This is a genomic window from Jannaschia seosinensis (assembly GCF_001408515.1).
GTDB lineage: Bacteria > Pseudomonadota > Alphaproteobacteria > Rhodobacterales > Rhodobacteraceae > Jannaschia > Jannaschia seosinensis.
This window is the reverse complement of the sequence record NZ_CYPR01000192.1, coordinates 1-16,523: the sequence shown is the minus strand read 5'-3', so window position 1 is coordinate 16,523 and position 16,523 is coordinate 1. Positions and strand designations below refer to the sequence as shown.

Genomic DNA, 16,523 nt, shown 5'->3' with positions numbered 1-16,523 from the left:
TTCCCGCGCGGCACGCGTCAGAAGCACCCGCCGGGGCCGCCAGAGCCGCGCGGCAGGCGCATCGGGCAGGCGTCGGGCCAAGGTCTCGGGCGTCTCGCGCGGGGCGGGCGCATGGGTGGGGGCGATATGCGGTGCATCCATGCCGGGACAACGCCCGCAGGCGGGGCGCGGGTTTCACGGCTCCGGCGCGGCTGCGGCCAGAAGCCGCTCCAGCGCGTCGAGGTCGAGCGTGTCGAACTGACCGAAGCCCTGCATCCAGACCGAGGCCCCGCGCAGGGCGTCGGGCTCCAGCTTGCACCACACGACCCGGCCCCGCCGTTCGCGGGTGATGAGACCGGCGCGAGAGAGAACGCCCAGATGCTTGGATACCGCGGCGAGCGAAATGCCGAAGCCCTCCGCCACGTCCGTTACCGCCATATCGTCCACCAGCAGCAGGGCGAGGATTGCCCGGCGGGTCGGATCGGCCAGTGCGGCGAAGACGGCGGAAAGGGCGTCGGACATGAGCCCCGCGTGGCGCGGGCCGCGGGCCGGGTCAAGGACGTTCAACGCATCGGTTGAATGTCGGTGGAACCTCGGGTGCTGGCAATTACCCATGGGTAATTCTTGCAACCTATTGATTCGCACATCAATCTTCGCGCGTTGACTCGGCTTCTTCCGCCGCCTAGACACCCTGCGACATCCATGGGGGACCCGACGTGTCCGATGATCCCGACCGCGCCCGTCTCCGTGCCCTCGAGGCCCGGATCGCCGCCGCCAAGGGACAGGACGCGAAGTCCCACACGGAGGAGCATTATTCCCAGGCGCATCTTGCCTGGCGGATGGTCATCGAACTGGTGGCGGGGCTGGGGATCGGCTTCGGGATCGGTTACGGACTGGATTATCTACTGGGCACGCAGCCTTGGTTGATGGTCCTGTTCACGCTTCTGGGCTTCGCGGCCGGGGTGAAGACGATGATTGGCTCCGCGCAGGAGATACAGGGGCGGGTCTCGGCCGAGGCTGCTTTGAAGGAACCCGGGGCCGGCGCCCCGAGACGAGGGAACGACGATGGCTGAAGTGGTCGCAGGCTTGGAACCGGTCGAAGGCGGTGGGCTCTCCTTCCATCCGATGGATCAGTTCATCGTCCAGCCGCTTTTCGGCGAGGCGGGCGACCCGGTTCACTGGTACACGCTGACCAACGCGGCCTTCTGGATGGCGCTGGCTGTTCTGTGCATCTTCGGGCTTTTCGTTCTGGCCACGCGCGGCCGGGCCATCGTGCCGGGCCGGATGCAATCGGTCGCGGAAATGGCCTACGGCTTCATCTACAAGATGGTCGAGGACGTGACCGGCAAGGACGCCGTGCGCTACTTTCCTTATATCTTCACCCTGTTCCTGTTCATCCTCTTCGCCAACTTCCTTGCGCTGATCCCGTCCGCGTTCTCGCCCACCAGCCACATCGCGGTGACGGCGGTTCTGGCGCTCGCAGTGTTCCTCGCGGTGACGATCCTCGGCTTCGTCAAGAACGGCGGCGCGTTTCTCGGGTTGTTCTGGGTCACGTCCGCACCGCTGGCGATCCGCCCGGTCCTGGCGCTGATCGAGCTGATCTCCTACTTCGTGCGGCCGGTCAGCCACTCCATTCGTCTTGCCGGCAACCTGACGGCGGGGCACGCGGTGCTCAAGGTCTTCGCGGGCTTCGCGCAGGTCGCCGCGATCTCGCCGCTCGCCATTCTCGGCGTGACCGCGATCTATGGGCTGGAGGTGCTGGTCGCCTTCATCCAAGCCTACGTCTTTACCATCCTCACCTGCGTGTACCTCAAGGACGCGCTGCACCCCTCGCACTGATGCGGTGCGCGCGTCTGCGCACCCCACGACCCGCAAATCTTCCAATCTGAAGGAGTACACCCCATGGAAGGCGATATCGCATTTTTCGGCCAGTTTCTCGGCGCAGGCCTCGCGGCCATGGGCTCGGGCATCGCGGCGCTCGGGGTTGGCAACGTGGCCGGCAACTTCCTCGCCGGCGCGCTGCGCAACCCGTCCGCCGCTGGCGGCCAGACGGCGACCCTGTTCATCGGCATCGCGTTCGCCGAAGCGCTGGGCATCTTCTCGTTCCTCGTCGCTCTCCTGCTGATGTTCGCCGTCTGATCGACGCGCGACACCTGTAAAAGGGGCACGGCCTTCGTCGGCCGTGCTCGAACGATCCTGCGGAGGAAGTGACCAGAGATGGAACCGATCGAACTTGAGGCGGCGGGCATGTGCGTCGACTCCTACGGCTTTGCCGTCGGGATGCCGCAGCTTTGCGCGGACTGGTTCGGCAACCAGATCTTCTGGCTGCTGCTGGCGCTGATCTCGATCTACTTGATCCTGACCCGCTTGGCCCTGCCGCGCATGACGGCCGTCCTCGCGGAGCGGTCGGGCACGATTTCGAACGACCTTGCCGCGGCAGAGGACCTCAGGCGTCAGGCCAATGAGGCCGATGCCGCCTACAACAAGGCCTTGTCCGACGCCCGCGCCGAGGCGCAACGCATTTCCGGCGAGGCGCGCGATGCGATCCGCGCCGATCTCGATGCGGCCATTGCCAAGGCGGATGAGAAGATCGCGGCCAAGTCGGCCGAGAGCGAGGCGCAGATCGCCGAGATTCGCGCCGGCGCCGCGGCAAGCGTGGCCGAAGTCGCGCGGGACGTGACGGGCGATATCGTCGCCGCGCTCGGCGGCAAGGTCGATCAAACGAAGATCGACGCCGCGGTCGATGCGCGCGTCAAGGAGGGCTGAGCCATGCGTCACCTGACGATCCTTGCCGGCGGCCTCGCCGCAAGCGTTGCCGCCGGCCCCGCCATGGCCGCGACCGGCCCGTTCTTCAGCCTGCACAATACCGACTTCGTCGTGCTGCTGGGCTTCCTCGTTTTCGTGGGCATCCTCATCTACTTCAAGGTTCCGCAGCGGATTACCGACGCGCTCGACTCGCGTGCCCAAGGGATTCGCAAGGATCTCGACGAGGCGAAGGCGCTGCGGGATGAGGCGCAGGCGCTCCTCGCCTCCTACGACCGCAAGACCCGTCAGGCGCGGGCGGATGCCGACCAGATCGTCGCCACCGCCAAGGCCGACGCCGAGGGTGCCGCCGAGCAGGCGAAGGTCGATCTCGAGAAGTCCGTGGCGCGCCGTATCGAATCGGCCGAGGAGCAGATCGAGAGTGCCAAGGCCTCCGCGATCCGCGAGGTCCGCGACCGGGCGATCAGCGTCGCCATCGCCGCGGCGGGAGAAGTCGTCGCCGGCCAGCTTTCGGCTGCGCAGGCAAAGAAGATGATCGACGAGTCGATCGAGACGGTGTCGAAGAAGCTGCATTGAGCCGATCGGCTTCGGGCAGTTCAGGGGCGTCCTTTGGGGCGCCCCTTTCGTGTGGAGGGTCATGATGCACGACTGGGAGCGGATGGACCCGGCGGCCCTCGACGACGCCTATGCCAACGCCGCCTATATCCCCGGCGCCGAAGCATGGCCGGACCGCTGGCGTCAATCGGCGGCCGCCTTCCGTGCGACCGCGCGGGCCGAACTGAATATCGCTTACGGTGACGCGCCCGGCGCGGCCTACGATCTGTTCCGGCCGGAAGGGCGCGCGCATGGTCTCGTGGTGTTCGTTCACGGCGGCTACTGGCGCGCCTTCGATCGGTCGGATTGGTCGCATCTGGCGGCGGGGGCGGTGGCGCGGGGCTGGGCCGTCGCGGTGATGGGCTATCCCTTGGCGCCGTCGGCGCGGATTGCCGAGATCACGGCCCAGGTCGCACGCGGTATCGACGCCGCCGCCGCGCGCGTGGCTGGTCCCGTGCGCCTGACGGGGCACAGCGCGGGCGGACATCTCGCGGCGCGGATGGTGATGCCGGATGCGGCGCCGGCCTGCGCGGATCGAATCGAAGCCTGCCTGCCCCTGAGCCCGGTTGCCGACCTGCGCCCGCTTGTGGCGCAAAGTCTCAACGATGACCTGCGCCTGACACCCGAGGAGGCGGCGTCCGAAAGTCCCGCCCTCGGCACGCCACGCCCGGACACGCGCGTCTCGGTTCACGTGGGGAGCGATGAGCGACCGGCTTTCCTGTGGCAGGCGCGGGGCCTGTCGCAGGCTTGGGCCGCGCCGCTTCACGTCGCAGCCGGGCGTCATCATTTTGATGTGATTGACGCGCTGGCGGATTCGGACTCCGCGATGGTGGACGACCTGCTCGCCTGATCAAGGACCCGACGTCACCACGTGTCAGCTGCGCGGCTTCGCCCGTGTCGTCGGCGTGGCGCTCGTGGGATCCTCGGGCCAGAGGTGGCGCGGATATTGGCCCCGCATGTCGCGCCGCACGTCGGCATAGGCGCCGCTCCAGAACCCCGGCAGATCCTGCGTAATTGCCACTGGACGCTGCGCCGGCGACAAAAGCTCCATCCGGAGGGGTGTTGCGCCGACATGGGGATGCCTCGTCTCGCCCAGCACCTCCTGCAGGCGCAGCGACACGGTGGGAGTGTCGGGACCGTAATCTATCGGCACCTTGCGGCCCAGCGGGGTGCGGTAATGCGCGGGGGCAACCTCGTCGAGACGCCGCGCCGCGTCCCAGCCGAGCCGGGCCTGAAGCGCGTCGAACGGATCGAGGCGTCCGAAGGCATCCGCGTCGCGCGCGCCGTCGAGGAACGGCAAGAGCCAGTCCTCCAGCGAACCAAGCAGCGTTGCGTCGGAGACATCCATGAACCCGCTCGCGGCGATGCGGGCGCGCAGCAGGCGGGCCCGGCGCGTCCAGTCGAGACAGCCGAGCCCTAGCGCGCGCACCCCTGTGCACGCGGCTTGTGCCACGGCATCCTCCGGAGCCTCCGTCCACGGCCGGTCGTCGAGCGCGATGGCACCCAGCATCTCGCGGCGCCGGGCCTCCACTCGACGATGCCGGGCGGACCATTGGCAGATCTCGACCCACGCGATGCGGTCGGCGGCGACCGCGCGCAGCTCCGCCTCCGAAATCGGCAGGGCACGCCGCACGCGTGCCTCGGTGGGATCGCCGTCGAGGTCACAGGCGACGATCAGCCTTGCGCCGGCGAGGGCGTCGCCCTTTTCCATCCGCGCGCCCTTGCCTCCGGACAGAAGCCAGCGCGGTGCATCGCCGGGGCGTCGAAGACCGATCCGGTCGGGGTAGGCAAGGGCGAGGCGCTGCGCGTCGGAAAGGTCCGGTCCGGCCTCGTGCCGGGCAAGCCGCTTGGCCTCCGTCCGCGCCTCGCGCGTGGGTTGGCGCAGCGCCTCCGACAGGTCGACGGAGCCCGGCGGCAGCCGCACCGACAGGACGCCCGCCAGCCGTGCCGCGCCGCGCCCGCCTTGAGCGAGCATATGCGCAAGTCGGGGGTGCAGCGGCATCGCGGCCAGCGCGCGACCGTGGTCGGTGATCCGGCCGCCGGAAAGGGCGCCCAGACCCTCAAGCAGCGCCCGCGCCTCGGCCAAAGCGGGCGGCGGGGGCGGGGTGAGGAAAGCGAGGTCGTCCGACCCCCAGACCGCCAGTTCCAGCGCCAGACCCGCAAGATCGGCCGAGGCGATTTCCGGATCGGGAAAGGCGCGCATCCCGCCCTCTTCGCCACGAGTCCAATTGAGGAAGGCAACGCCCTCGGCCACCCGGCCCGCCCGGCCCGCGCGCTGCGCCGCCTCGGCGCGGGTGACGCGTTCGGTGACGAGCCGGGTCATCCCCGAGCCGGGATCGAACCGCGCCCGCCGCGCGAGGCCGCCATCGACCACGGCGCGCACCCCTTCGATCGTCAGCGAGGTTTCGGCAATCGCGGTGGCGAGCACGACCTTGCGGCCCGCGCCGGGGCGGATCGCGGCCTGCTGCTCAGCGAAGGGCAGGGCGCCGTAGAGCGGGCGAACCTCCGCCCCGCATTCGCCGAGGACTGCGGCGCAGCGGCGGATTTCCCCCTCGCCCGGCAGGAAGGCCAGCACGTCGCCCGGTACGGCCTCAAGTGCCTCGCGGACGAGCCCCGCCACCTGCGCCTCGAATCGCTGGCCCTGCGGCGGCGGGCGGTCGCGCCAGCGCTGCGCCACCGGAAAGGCCCGCCCCGCGCTGGTGACGATCGGTGCGCCCAGCATCCCGGCCACCGGCTCCGCGTCGAGCGTGGCCGACATGACCACCAGCTTCAGGTCGGGGCGGAGGGCGCCGCGCGCCTCCCACGTCAGGGCAAGGCCCAGATCGGCGTTGAGGGAGCGCTCGTGAAACTCGTCGAAGATCACCGCGCCCACGCCGGGCAGGTCGGGGTCGGCCTGCAACATCCGGGTCAGGATCCCTTCGGTAACGACTTCGATCCGGGTGGCGCGCGAGATCTCGGTGGCGCCGCGCATCCGGTAGCCAACCGTCGCGCCGACCGCCTCGCCAAGCGTCTCGGCCATGCGGGCGGCGGCGGCGCGGGCGGCGAGGCGGCGCGGTTCCAGCATGACAATCCGGCCCGTCACTTCGGGCAGGAGCGCGAGCGGCACGCGCGTCGTCTTGCCCGCCCCGGGCGGCGCCTGCAGCACGCAAAGCCCCGTCTCCCGGAGCGCCGCGATCACATCGGGCAGCGCGTCGTCGATGGGAAGCGGCGTCATCGGCGGCGCAGCACCGCATCCCCGAATCGGGTGGGCGAGCGGATTTCGTCAACCTGTACCCGCCCGTCCTCGGTCGGGGCGTAAAGGAAGGTCAGCGCCACGACCGGCTGCTCCGCCATCTTGCGCGGCTCGTAGCCCCGCAGGCGACGGTATTCGCCGTCGCAGACCACGCCGCCGCCGTCGCGCGCCCGCGCGGGCCCGAGCGTCAGCCGCGAGACGTGGCGGCCATCGAAGAGATCGTGGACCTGTGCGCAGGCCTCGCGCGCCGGCACGGGGCGCATCACCGAGAACAGGGCGGTCAGCGGGTCGGACATGCCCGCCTGCTCCGTGGGGGCGATGTCCCAAGGCTCCGGCGCGCGTTCGGGCGTGACCGAGACGGCGACGGGCCGGGTGTCGCGAAAGGTCGTTTCGGTAACCGTGCGTTCGCCGTCATCGACCTCGACCTCCGTGTAAGTGCGGCTGCGCAGGGTGTCGCCGGCGACGCGGCCCTGCGCGCGGCCCTCGAACCCGTAGCGCACCAGCCGCCCGATCAGCCCCGTTGCGCCCGCCTGCGACGCCACGGAATAGGCGTCGTCGGTCATGCGCGCGCCGAGGGTGATCTGGCCGCCGGTAATGCCGCGTATCGACAGGTCGTACCGTGCGGAGAGTTCCTCCGCCGCAGCATGCATCGCCAGAAGCGGGACGAGAAGGAGAGCGAGGAGGGGCGTGCGCATGAGGGGGCTCCGGCCGGGGACGGGCTTTAAGTGTGGCGAATGGCCTCGGAAGGCAACCGCGCTTGCCTCCGGGCGCGTCGCCGGGCATCCCGGTCCCATGAGTGACGATCCGCTTCTTGTGCCGCTTTGCGACGGCGACCGCCGTGCGCTCGCCCGGGCGATCACGCTCGTGGAAAGCACGCGGCCCGAACACCGCGACCGCGCGGCGGCCTTGCTCGACGCGCTGCCGACCGGGCGCGAGGCGCTGCGCATCGGGCTTTCGGGCACACCGGGGGTGGGCAAATCCACCTTCATCGAGGCGTTCGGGACGATGCTGACGGAGGCGGGGTGCCGGGTGGCGGTCCTCGCCGTCGATCCGTCCTCGGCGCGAACGGGCGGCTCGATACTGGGCGACAAGACGCGGATGGAGCGGCTGAGCCGCGATCCCGGCGCCTTCATCCGCCCCTCGCCCGCGGCGCGCCATCTGGGCGGCGTCGCGCGCCGGACGCGCGAGGCGGTAACGCTGTGCGAAGCGGCGGGATTCGACGTCGTCCTGATCGAGACGGTCGGCGTGGGGCAATCCGAGACGATGGTCGCGCAGCTTGCCGACCTGTTCGTGCTGCTCCTCGCGCCCGCCGGCGGTGACGAGTTGCAGGGGGTGAAGCGTGGAATCATGGAGATCGCAGACCTGATTCTGGTCAACAAGGCGGACGGCGATCTGGCGGCCACCGCCACGCGCACCGTCGCCGATTATGCGGGGGCGCTGCGCCTGATGCGGCGGCGGCCGGCCGATCCGGAGGGGTTTCCGAAAGCGATGGCCGTTTCGGCCGTGACCGGAGCGGGGCTTGCCTCGGCATGGGACGAAATGCAGGCTCTGGCGGAATGGCGCCGCCGCGAGGGCCATTGGGATGCGACCCGTGCGGCGCAGGCGGCGCATTGGTTCGACGCAGAGGTCCGTGCGGCCCTTCTGGCGCAACTGGATGCGCCCGAGACGCGCGCGCGGATGGCGGCAATGGCGCGCGACGTGGCCGAGGGGCGGCGCGCGGCACGAGCGGCGGCCGAAGAGATGCTCGAATCGCTGCGGGGTGCTTGACGCCCGCGCCAGCCGGGACTATCACGCCGCGACCGCGGGGCCGCTTGATCGGCCCTGCATTCGTTTTATGACACCTAGCCCCCGGAGTCCCGCCATGTCGCGCGTTTGCGAACTCACCGGAAAAGGCCCGATGACGGGCAACAACGTCAGCCACGCCAACAACAAGACGCGGCGTCGTTTCCTGCCGAACCTCAACCCCGTGACGCTTCAGTCCGAGGCGCTGGGCCGGTCGTTCAAGCTGCGGATTTCGACTTCCGCGCTTCGCACGATCGATCATCGCGGCGGCCTCGACGCCTTCCTCGTGAAGGCGAAGGACAGCGATCTGTCGTCGCGCGCGCTCAAGATCAAGCGCGACATCGCCAAGTCATCCGAGACGGCGGCCGTTCTGGAAGCCTGAGCTTCCGAACATCCCGCGAGGAAGATTTCGCGGGATGTGGCATCATCGACGTGTTGAGATACACGGTATTGGCCGGCGAGGAATCGCTGGCCAATACCGTTTTAGGGCCGTCGGTTTTTCTTGTTTAGGTGGTAGGTTCGCCAAGCCGTGGGATGGTTCGGGGTTCGCCCCGCCTGTTCTTGCTTTGGAGCGATCAATCGAGCTTTCGGCGGGGCGCCGGAGCGGTTGGGCCAATGAATTCTCATCCGTCCTGGCCTTAATCATGCCTGCGGGGCAGTGTCAGCGCCGCCGCTGCATCCCACGTTTCAGCGCGTCAGCATAGGCTGCAGCGGACGGGCCGCGGCGGCGGGAGCGGGCGGTCTTGCGCGGCTTGCCCACGGAAGCGCAGCGCGTCACCCGCCCGCGCGCGCCTGCCGAGATTCTGCGGCGGCTGCGCACGGCGCGGCGCATCGACGACCGCATGCCTGTCTGCATTGGAAAACCTCCGCCCTAGCGGAGAGATCGGCTCCACCCGACATATCTCATCCCACCGGGACCCGTGCGGGTCAATCGCCGCCCGAAGTGCATGCCCCGCCACGTCGAGATTGACTGCAAACGAGACGAGGAGCACCGCGCGCCAGATCCTGGAAATGGAGGAAAACGTCATCAATCCTCCCCGACAATTCAGTCGGTCGATAGGAGGTCAAATACGTCGTCCACGACAGCACCCGGCTCGCCAAAAATCGAGGGCGATGCCGATGAGCCAGGTCGCCGCCAAATTCGTCCTAGGCCATCCGATTCCGCGACCGTTGCGCCTTCGCCACGGGGCTAGCAACGCGTAGCGTCTGCGCGAACAGCAGGTTCAAGAAGCGGGCACGTCGCGCCACTCCGAGCGCCGCGTTCCTCGTCGACGCCACGCTGGGAGGTTTTCTCATCAAGCCCCCGTCCGGAGCGCAGAACCGACCCGAGCATTGCCGGCTTTGCGCCGGCACGGCCGACCGAATGTGCCCGTTCGAGGATGCTCCGGTCAGTCCCCCAGAACCTCCGCCACCCAGTCCGGCACCACGACGCTGGCCGGTCCTTCGCGCACCGCATCGAAGCGGCCGCCGGACGCTTCGAGGTTGAGTTCCAGTGTTTCCGCCCCTGCCATACGCGCGGCCTCGACGAAGCCCGCGGCGGGATAGACGGTGCCGGAGGTTCCGATGCTGACGAAAAGATCCGCGTCGCCGAGAGCCCGCTCGATCGTCTCCATGTGATAGGGCATCTCGCCGAACCACACGACATCGGGGCGTGTCGCGGCGGCGTCGCAGGCGGGGCAGGGGGCTGCCGGCTCCATGACCGGCGGCGCATCCCAGCGATGGCCGCAGACCGCGCAGAGGGCGCGCGACAATTCTCCGTGCATGTGGATCACGCTCCGCGCGCCGGCCCGCTCCAACAGGTCATCAATGTTCTGCGTGACCAGCGTGACATCGTCGCGCCCCGACAGGCGGGCCAGCGCGGCATGTGCGGCATTGGGCCGGGCACCCGCCATGTTCGCGCGGCGCGCATCGTAGAAGGCGTGGACCAGAGCGGGGTCGCGGGCGAACCCCTCCGGCGTGGCCACATCCGCCAGATCATATTGCGACCAGAGTCCGCCCACATCGCGAAACGTGCCGAGGCCAGATTCCGCGCTGAGGCCCGCTCCGGACAGGACGACGATCCGCTTCATCCTGTCACTCCTCTGCACGTCGATCTGAGGCGCCACGTCGGAAGCCGCCGGTCAGGCGCAGGTCCGTTCCGCGATCGCGACGAACTGCTTATAGCGGGTCCAGTAGCGTTCGTCGCGTGCCCGATCCGATTGCCGCGTCACCTGCGCCTGATGTGGATCGGAGAAGAACTTGGCCGCGCGCGACTGTTCGCCGCGGCTGAGTTTCGTGTCCGCCGAGGCTTGCACGCAGCCGCACAAATCACGTGAAGCGGCCGTGCGATTGGCTCGCAGGCAGGCCGTGTAAACGGGACCCGTGGCAAAGGCGCGGACCGGGGCATCGTAACGCCCGCCGCCTACCGCTCCGCGCCCGCCGCCGCAGGCCGTCAATGCCAGGATCGCAGTCAGCGCAAGCGCGCCGCGGACGGGTCGGAAGGTCGTGATCATGCTGCTGGGGCCCCGGTCGTTTCTATTTTGGAGCACGATGCCAGAGCGGCCCGATCCTGGCAATCGGGGTCGGGCCGCTCTGCCGCGTCAGGCCTTCTTGCGGGGCCTGCGCTTGCGGTTGCCGTCCGGCTTGGCCGCGCCGCTAGGCCGCGCCGCGCCTGCGCCTTGCGGACGCCCGCCGCTGCCACGCCGACCGCCGCCGCCACGCTGCTGCTTGGGCTTGGCCTCCTCCTCGGCGGGGGTCCAGCGGCTGCCGGAGGCCACGGGGATCTTTGTCTTGATTACCTTCTCGATATCCTTGAGTTCCCCCATCTCATCGGGTGCGCAGAGCGTGATCGCCGCCCCCTCGCGCCCGGCTCGCGCGGTGCGGCCGATGCGGTGGACATAGGTTTCCGGCACGTTGGGCAACTCGTAATTGTAGACGTGCTTGACCAGCGGGATGTCGAGCCCCCGCGCCGCCACATCCGTCGCCACCAGAACCGGCGCAGAGCCGTCGGTGAAGGCTTCCAGCGCGCGGGTCCGTTGTCCTTGGCTGCGGTTGCCGTGAATCGCCACGGCCGCGACGCCCGCATTGGTCAGCTGCTTCGCCAGACGGTCGGAGCCGTGCTTGGTGCGCGCGAAGACGAGTGCCGCCTCGCCCGGATGGGCGCGCAGCAGATCGAGAAGCAGGCCGGGCTTTTCCGCCTTGGCGATGAAGTGGATCGACTGCTCGACCTTGTCGGCCGTCTGCCCGCTGGTGGAGACCTGAACACGGACGGGCCGATCGAGATAGGTCGCCGCGAGGCTCTCCATCTCCTTGGGCATCGTGGCCGAGAACAGCAGCGTCTGGCGCTCGCGCGGCAGCTTCGGCGCGATCTGGCGCAGGGCGTGGATGAAGCCCATGTCGAGCATCTGGTCCGCCTCGTCGAGGACGAGGAACCGCGTGGCCGACAAATCCGCCGCGCCCCGGTCCATCAGGTCGATCAAACGGCCCGGCGTCGCAACCAGAAGGTCGACCCCCCGCTCCATCCGCTTGATCTGGGGATTGATGCCGACGCCGCCCATGATGCGCGCGACCTTGAGATGCGTCCCCTTGGTGAAGCCGTCGAGGCTCTCGACGATCTGGTTCACCAATTCGCGCGTCGGCGCAAGGATGAGGGCGCGCGCGGTGCGCGGCTGGGGCCGGACGTCTTCGGCCAGCAGGTGCTGCGTGAGCGGCAGACCGAAGGCCGCGGTCTTGCCCGTGCCGGTCTGGGCGAGGCCCATGACGTCGCGGCCGTCCAGCGCGGGCGGAATCGCCTGCTTCTGGATCGGAGTCGGGTCGGTGATGCCCATCTCGCGCAGCGCGTCGATGAGACGGGGCTTCAGCCCCAGCATGTCGAAATCCATGAGTAATCCTTTGACCGCGCTCCCATGGGCGCGGATTGGGGGTCACGGGCGAACTGCCCGCGCCTCCCCGGCGTGATCCTTGGGAAAGCGTCCCGCCCGTCGTTGTGGCGATCCCTCGTGGAACGCCGGCTCACGCGGCCCGAGGGGCGGGGTCGGATGCGATGTGGGCGGCGCGGGCCGGGAAGTCAACCGCGCATGACACGCTGTTCGAACGGCATGGCCAGTTCGGGGCGAAAGACCGGCCCCTCCGTTCCCGTCCCGACCACCGAAAGCTCTTCGACCAGCGGCGCCCTGAGGCGATAAAACAACCCGTCGGCGGCGAAATCGAACCCCGCCGTGCCGCCGGCATCGACCGGCAGGATGTCCCGCAAGAGCGACAGGCCAAAGCCCATCCGCTCCGGCGCGACAACCGGCGGGCCGCCCCGTTCCCGCCAATCAAGTTCCAGCATCAGCCGCCGGCCTTCCCCGGTGCAGCGCCAGGAAAGCTCCACATTGCCGTCCGGCACCGACAGGGCGCCATGCCGGACCGCGTTGCGATAGAGTTCGTTCAGCACCATCGCCACGGCCAGCGCCATCCGCGGCGACAGGCGCAGTTCCGGCCCGTCCAGCGTGACGCGCGGCGGATCGGCCTGCACGGACGGGATGGTGCGCCGCGCCACATCGCTCAGATCGGCGGCTTCCCAACTCGACTGCGCGAGGATGTCATGCGCCGCGGCCAAGGCGTGCAGGCGATCGCGGAAGGTCTCCACCGCCCGTTCGGGATTGGCCGAAGTCCGAAACGTCTGGCGCGCGAGGCTCTGGACGACCGTCAGTGTGTTCTTCACCCGGTGGTTGAGCTCCGCGATCAACAGATTGCGCGTCTCCTCAGCCTCGCGCCGGTCCGTCACCTCGTAGAGCGCACCGGTCAGAATCGAGGGTGCGCGGCCCGCGAACATCACGCGCCCCCTCGAATAGAGCCAGCGCGCCGACGCGTCCGCCAGCCGGAATTCCGTGTCGAAGCATCCGTCGCCATCGGGGTCGAGCGCATCATCGATCGCCGCACGGACCGCCCCGACGTCATCGGGATGGATCGCGGCCCAGATCGTGTCCACCGGCACCGGCGCCTCTTCGTCGATCCCGAACAATGTCCGGAACCGTGCGTCGCAGCGCACCATTCCATCGGCCAGCGTCTGGGTAAACAGCCCGATCTCCGCCGCATCCTTGGCGGCCTGCAACTCGCTCGCGCGCTCATCCAGCCGCCGAAGAGCCGCGTTACGCTGGCGCACCACCACGAACAGCGCCGCGAGCGCCGAGGCGAGCAGAACCACAACCCCCGCCGCCAGCACGAGCACGAGCGGATAGGTTTCCCAAAGCGTGATCAGCCGGACCACGAGCGGATGGGCAGCGCCTATCATCGCGCCACGCCTCGGCTGGCGTGACCCGACGTGGCGGGAAAATGTGTCTTCCAGCGGCGCATCGACATTCAACCCCGGCCCTTCTGCGTCGTTCCAGACTGCGCAACGACGCGCGTGTCGGCCCCCTTGGTCGAGTTAGGGGAAACCATTCGTTATCCAATGAGGCTGCCAGAAAAGTGTTCCATAAAACTGAATCCCTCCCGCGATGCTTTCGCGTTGCGGACAAGCCGGACCGGGCCCACCCGCCGCGCCGGCGCGACACGCCGCGCCCTTTCCGCCGCGCGGCCCGCGTTGTATCCGGGGGCGAACAGGAAAGGCCTGCCCCCATGACCGACCTCGCCCGGATCCGTAACTTCTCGATCGTGGCCCATATCGACCACGGCAAATCCACCCTCGCCGACCGTCTGATCCAGGAGACCAACACGGTCACCCTGCGGGAGATGAAGGAGCAGATGCTCGACGCCATGGATATCGAGCGCGAACGCGGCATCACCATCAAGGCCAACACCGTCCGCATCGAGTTCACCGCCGCCGACGGCGAGGTCTACATCCTCAACCTGATCGACACGCCCGGCCACGTGGACTTCGCCTACGAGGTCTCCCGCAGCATGCGCGCCGTCGAGGGGTCGCTCCTCGTGGTCGACTCGACCCAAGGCGTCGAGGCGCAGACGCTCGCCAACGTCTACCAGGCCATCGACGCCGACCACGAGATCGTCCCCGTCCTCAACAAGATCGACCTGCCCGCATCCGAACCCGACCGCGTGCGCGAGCAGATCGAGGACGTGATCGGCCTCGACGCCTCCGACGCGCTGCTGGTCTCGGCCAAGACGGGGCAGGGCATCCGCGAGACGCTGCAGGCCATCATAGACCGCCTTCCCGCGCCCAAGGGAGACGAGAAGGCCCCGCTCAAGGCGATGCTCGTCGACAGCTGGTACGACAGCTATCTCGGCGTCATCGTCCTCGTGCGCATCGTCGACGGCGTCCTGAAGAAGGGCGACCGCATCCGCATGATGCAGAACGGCTCCACCCACCATGTCGAGCGGATCGGCGTGTTCCGCCCCGGCATGATGCCCGTAGATTCCCTCGGCCCCGGCGAAATCGGCTTCCTCACCGCCTCCATCAAGGAGGTGCGCGACACCCGCGTCGGCGACACGATCACCCACGAGAAGAACGGCACCGACCGCGCGCTGCCCGGCTTCAAGCCGTCGCAGCCGGTCGTCTTCTGCGGCCTCTTTCCCGTCGATTCCGCGCAATTCGACGACCTGCGCGACGCCATCGGCAAACTCGCCCTCAACGACGCGTCCTTCTCCTACGAGGTCGAATCGTCGGCCGCGCTGGGCTTCGGCTTCCGCTGCGGGTTCCTCGGCCTGCTGCATCTCGAGGTGATCCGGGACCGGCTGGAGCGGGAATACGACATCGACCTGATCACCACCGCGCCCAGCGTCGTCTACCACGTCCACATGCGCGACGGCGAGATGATCGAATTGCACAACCCCGCCGACATGCCCGACATGACCCATGTCGACCACGTGGAGGAGCCGCGGATCAAGGCGACGATCCTCGTCCCCGACGACTATCTCGGCGACGTGCTCAAACTGTGCCAGGACCGCCGCGGCATCCAGCTCGACCTGACCTATGCCGGCCCGCGCGCCATGGTGGTCTACGACCTGCCGCTCAACGAAGTCGTGTTCGACTTCTACGATCGCCTGAAGTCGGTGACCAAGGGCTACGCCTCCTTCGACTACCAGATGATCGGCTACCGGGAGGACAACCTCGTCAAGATGCAGGTGCTGGTCAACGACGAGCCGGTGGACGCCCTGTCGATGATGGTCCACCGCGACCGCGCCGAAACCCGCGGCCGCGCGATGGTGGAAAAACTCAAGGAACTCATCCCCCGCCACATGTTCAAGATCCCGATCCAGGCCGCCATCGGCGGCAAGGTCATCGCCCGCGAAACGCTGGCCGCCCTCCGCAAGGATGTGACCGCGAAATGCTACGGCGGCGACGCGACGCGGAAGAAAAAGCTGCTTGAGAAGCAGAAGGCGGGGAAGAAGAAAATGCGCCAGTTCGGGCGCGTGGAGATTCCCCAGTCGGCATTCATCAATGCGTTGAAGATGGATAGTTAGGTGACGCTCATTTGCTGTGCCACCAATCCGCAGGGCTTCGCTGCTCTTGCGGACGTAATGGTCAGCCGTGAGGGTAGCGAAGGGAACGACTCAGACTTTCTGCCCTTTCGTTCAGGCGTTTTTGGAAGATCCAAGACAGTCGGTTCAAGATTGTGCTCAAAGGCCGTATTCTTCAGGTCGTTTCTCATTCTCTGGTCAGGGAGCCTTGGTCGCGTTCGCAGTTTGATTGAGGACTTCATCAACAAGGATCCTCGGAACATTTCCGAGGCTCAAAACGTCACTAACCCGGATAATTCACGAGAAAGCGGCGGAGGTGGCGTAACCGTCTGAAACTCTGTATTTTTTGGTTATCGACGCCAAAGATTCAGATTTCAGCAGGACGACCTCCGCCATGACCCAGTCTACGTGCTCCACGCCCCGCCTGTCACCCCTCAATGGCAAGCCGGTCCTGCTCGGGTTTGACGGCGCCGACATGAGCTCCGACGCCGGACTGACCCTGCTGCGCGAGATCGAGCGCAGGGCGGGTCTGGCGCAGCGGCTCGCTGGATGCCTGCGCGATCCGCGTGATCCGGCGAANGTTCAGCATAGCCTGTGCGACATCATCCGGTTCCGGATCATGATGATCGCGGCGGGATATGAAGACGGCAATGACGCGGCAGCCCTGCGGAACGATCCCAGCTTCAGGATCGCGCTGGAGCGTGGCCCGGAAACGGAGCCAGCCTTGTGTTCGCAGCCAACGATCTCTCGCATGGAAAACCTGCCCGACGCCCGCGCCCTTATCCGCATGGGCCGC

Annotated in this window: 17 protein-coding genes; 10 read left to right on the top strand and 7 right to left on the bottom strand. The window is 68.1% G+C overall.

The window, feature by feature from the left end; genetic code table 11:
* Positions 1-174: 174 nt before the first annotated feature.
* Positions 175-501, bottom strand: coding sequence for an ArsR/SmtB family transcription factor (locus tag JSE7799_RS14295; protein WP_055664210.1), 327 nt, complete (start codon positions 499-501; stop codon positions 175-177).
* 194 nt (positions 502-695) lie between these two features.
* Here JSE7799_RS14295 and JSE7799_RS14290 point away from each other — a divergent pair, with 194 nt between their 5' ends.
* The 6 genes from JSE7799_RS14290 (at position 696) to JSE7799_RS14265 (ending at position 4,186) form a co-directional block, all read left to right on the top strand.
* Entirely contained in the window at positions 696-1,052 is a 357-nt protein-coding gene (locus tag JSE7799_RS14290) for an AtpZ/AtpI family protein (protein ID WP_055664206.1), read from the top strand.
* The gene (locus JSE7799_RS14285) at positions 1,045-1,818 is read left to right on the top strand and encodes a F0F1 ATP synthase subunit A (RefSeq protein ID WP_055664205.1); all 774 of its coding nucleotides are present in this window, start codon (positions 1,045-1,047) and stop codon (positions 1,816-1,818) included. Before JSE7799_RS14290 ends, JSE7799_RS14285 begins: the two co-directional genes overlap by 8 nt.
* Positions 1,819-1,881: 63 nt before the next feature.
* Positions 1,882-2,118, top strand: a complete 237-nt coding sequence (locus JSE7799_RS14280; RefSeq protein WP_055664204.1) for a F0F1 ATP synthase subunit C — start codon at positions 1,882-1,884, stop codon at positions 2,116-2,118.
* A gap of 78 nt (positions 2,119-2,196) precedes the next feature.
* On the top strand, positions 2,197-2,745 hold the full coding sequence (locus JSE7799_RS14275; protein ID WP_055664203.1) for a F0F1 ATP synthase subunit B': 549 nt from the start codon (positions 2,197-2,199) through the stop codon (positions 2,743-2,745).
* A 3-nt stretch (positions 2,746-2,748) separates the two neighbouring features.
* Positions 2,749-3,318: a F0F1 ATP synthase subunit B gene (locus tag JSE7799_RS14270; RefSeq protein ID WP_055664202.1), complete on the top strand. Its 570-nt coding sequence runs from the start codon at positions 2,749-2,751 to the stop codon at positions 3,316-3,318.
* Between the two features lie 64 nt (positions 3,319-3,382).
* Positions 3,383-4,186 carry a hormone-sensitive lipase gene (locus tag JSE7799_RS14265; protein ID WP_245624904.1) on the top strand — a complete coding sequence of 268 codons (804 nt, stop codon included), beginning with the start codon at positions 3,383-3,385 and terminating at the stop codon, positions 4,184-4,186.
* A gap of 24 nt (positions 4,187-4,210) precedes the next feature.
* On the opposite strand, the gene hrpB is transcribed toward JSE7799_RS14265, so the two are convergent.
* Positions 4,211-6,550 carry an ATP-dependent helicase HrpB gene (hrpB, locus tag JSE7799_RS14260; protein ID WP_055664201.1) on the bottom strand — a complete coding sequence of 780 codons (2,340 nt, stop codon included), beginning with the start codon at positions 6,548-6,550 and terminating at the stop codon, positions 4,211-4,213.
* On the bottom strand, positions 6,547-7,263 hold the full coding sequence (locus JSE7799_RS14255) for a DUF3108 domain-containing protein (protein ID WP_055664200.1): 717 nt from the start codon (positions 7,261-7,263) through the stop codon (positions 6,547-6,549). The genes hrpB and JSE7799_RS14255 overlap by 4 nt, the downstream gene beginning before the upstream one ends.
* 97 nt (positions 7,264-7,360) lie before the next feature.
* Here JSE7799_RS14255 and meaB point away from each other — a divergent pair, with 97 nt between their 5' ends.
* Both meaB and rpmB read left to right on the top strand, forming a co-directional pair.
* Entirely contained in the window at positions 7,361-8,335 is a 975-nt protein-coding gene (gene meaB, locus JSE7799_RS14250) for a methylmalonyl Co-A mutase-associated GTPase MeaB (RefSeq protein ID WP_055664208.1), read from the top strand.
* Positions 8,336-8,429: 94 nt separating this feature from the next.
* Positions 8,430-8,732 carry a 50S ribosomal protein L28 gene (gene rpmB / locus JSE7799_RS14245; protein ID WP_055664199.1) on the top strand — a complete coding sequence of 101 codons (303 nt, stop codon included), beginning with the start codon at positions 8,430-8,432 and terminating at the stop codon, positions 8,730-8,732.
* A 1,006-nt stretch (positions 8,733-9,738) separates the two neighbouring features.
* Here the strand turns inward: rpmB and JSE7799_RS14235 are convergent.
* The 4 genes from JSE7799_RS14235 to JSE7799_RS14220 all read right to left on the bottom strand — a co-directional run bounded on the left by JSE7799_RS14235 (position 9,739) and on the right by JSE7799_RS14220 (position 13,604).
* Positions 9,739-10,419, bottom strand: a complete 681-nt coding sequence (locus JSE7799_RS14235) for an NAD-dependent deacylase (RefSeq protein ID WP_055664197.1) — start codon at positions 10,417-10,419, stop codon at positions 9,739-9,741.
* A 51-nt stretch (positions 10,420-10,470) separates the two neighbouring features.
* The gene (locus tag JSE7799_RS21875; protein ID WP_245624903.1) at positions 10,471-10,842 is read right to left on the bottom strand and encodes a hypothetical protein; all 372 of its coding nucleotides are present in this window, start codon (positions 10,840-10,842) and stop codon (positions 10,471-10,473) included.
* 87 nt (positions 10,843-10,929) lie between these two features.
* On the bottom strand, positions 10,930-12,210 hold the full coding sequence (locus JSE7799_RS14225) for a DEAD/DEAH box helicase (RefSeq protein ID WP_055664196.1): 1,281 nt from the start codon (positions 12,208-12,210) through the stop codon (positions 10,930-10,932).
* 185 nt (positions 12,211-12,395) lie between these two features.
* Entirely contained in the window at positions 12,396-13,604 is a 1,209-nt protein-coding gene (locus JSE7799_RS14220) for a sensor histidine kinase (protein ID WP_055664195.1), read from the bottom strand.
* A 326-nt stretch (positions 13,605-13,930) separates the two neighbouring features.
* Here JSE7799_RS14220 and lepA point away from each other — a divergent pair, with 326 nt between their 5' ends.
* Together lepA and JSE7799_RS14210 are read left to right on the top strand one after the other, a co-directional pair.
* Complete coding sequence (gene lepA, locus JSE7799_RS14215) at positions 13,931-15,730, top strand: translation elongation factor 4 (protein WP_055664194.1); 1,800 nt, start codon at positions 13,931-13,933, stop codon at positions 15,728-15,730.
* Positions 15,731-16,121: 391 nt separating this feature from the next.
* A partial coding sequence (locus tag JSE7799_RS14210; RefSeq protein WP_186201957.1) for a transposase occupies positions 16,122-16,523 on the top strand: 402 nt, incomplete at its 3' end.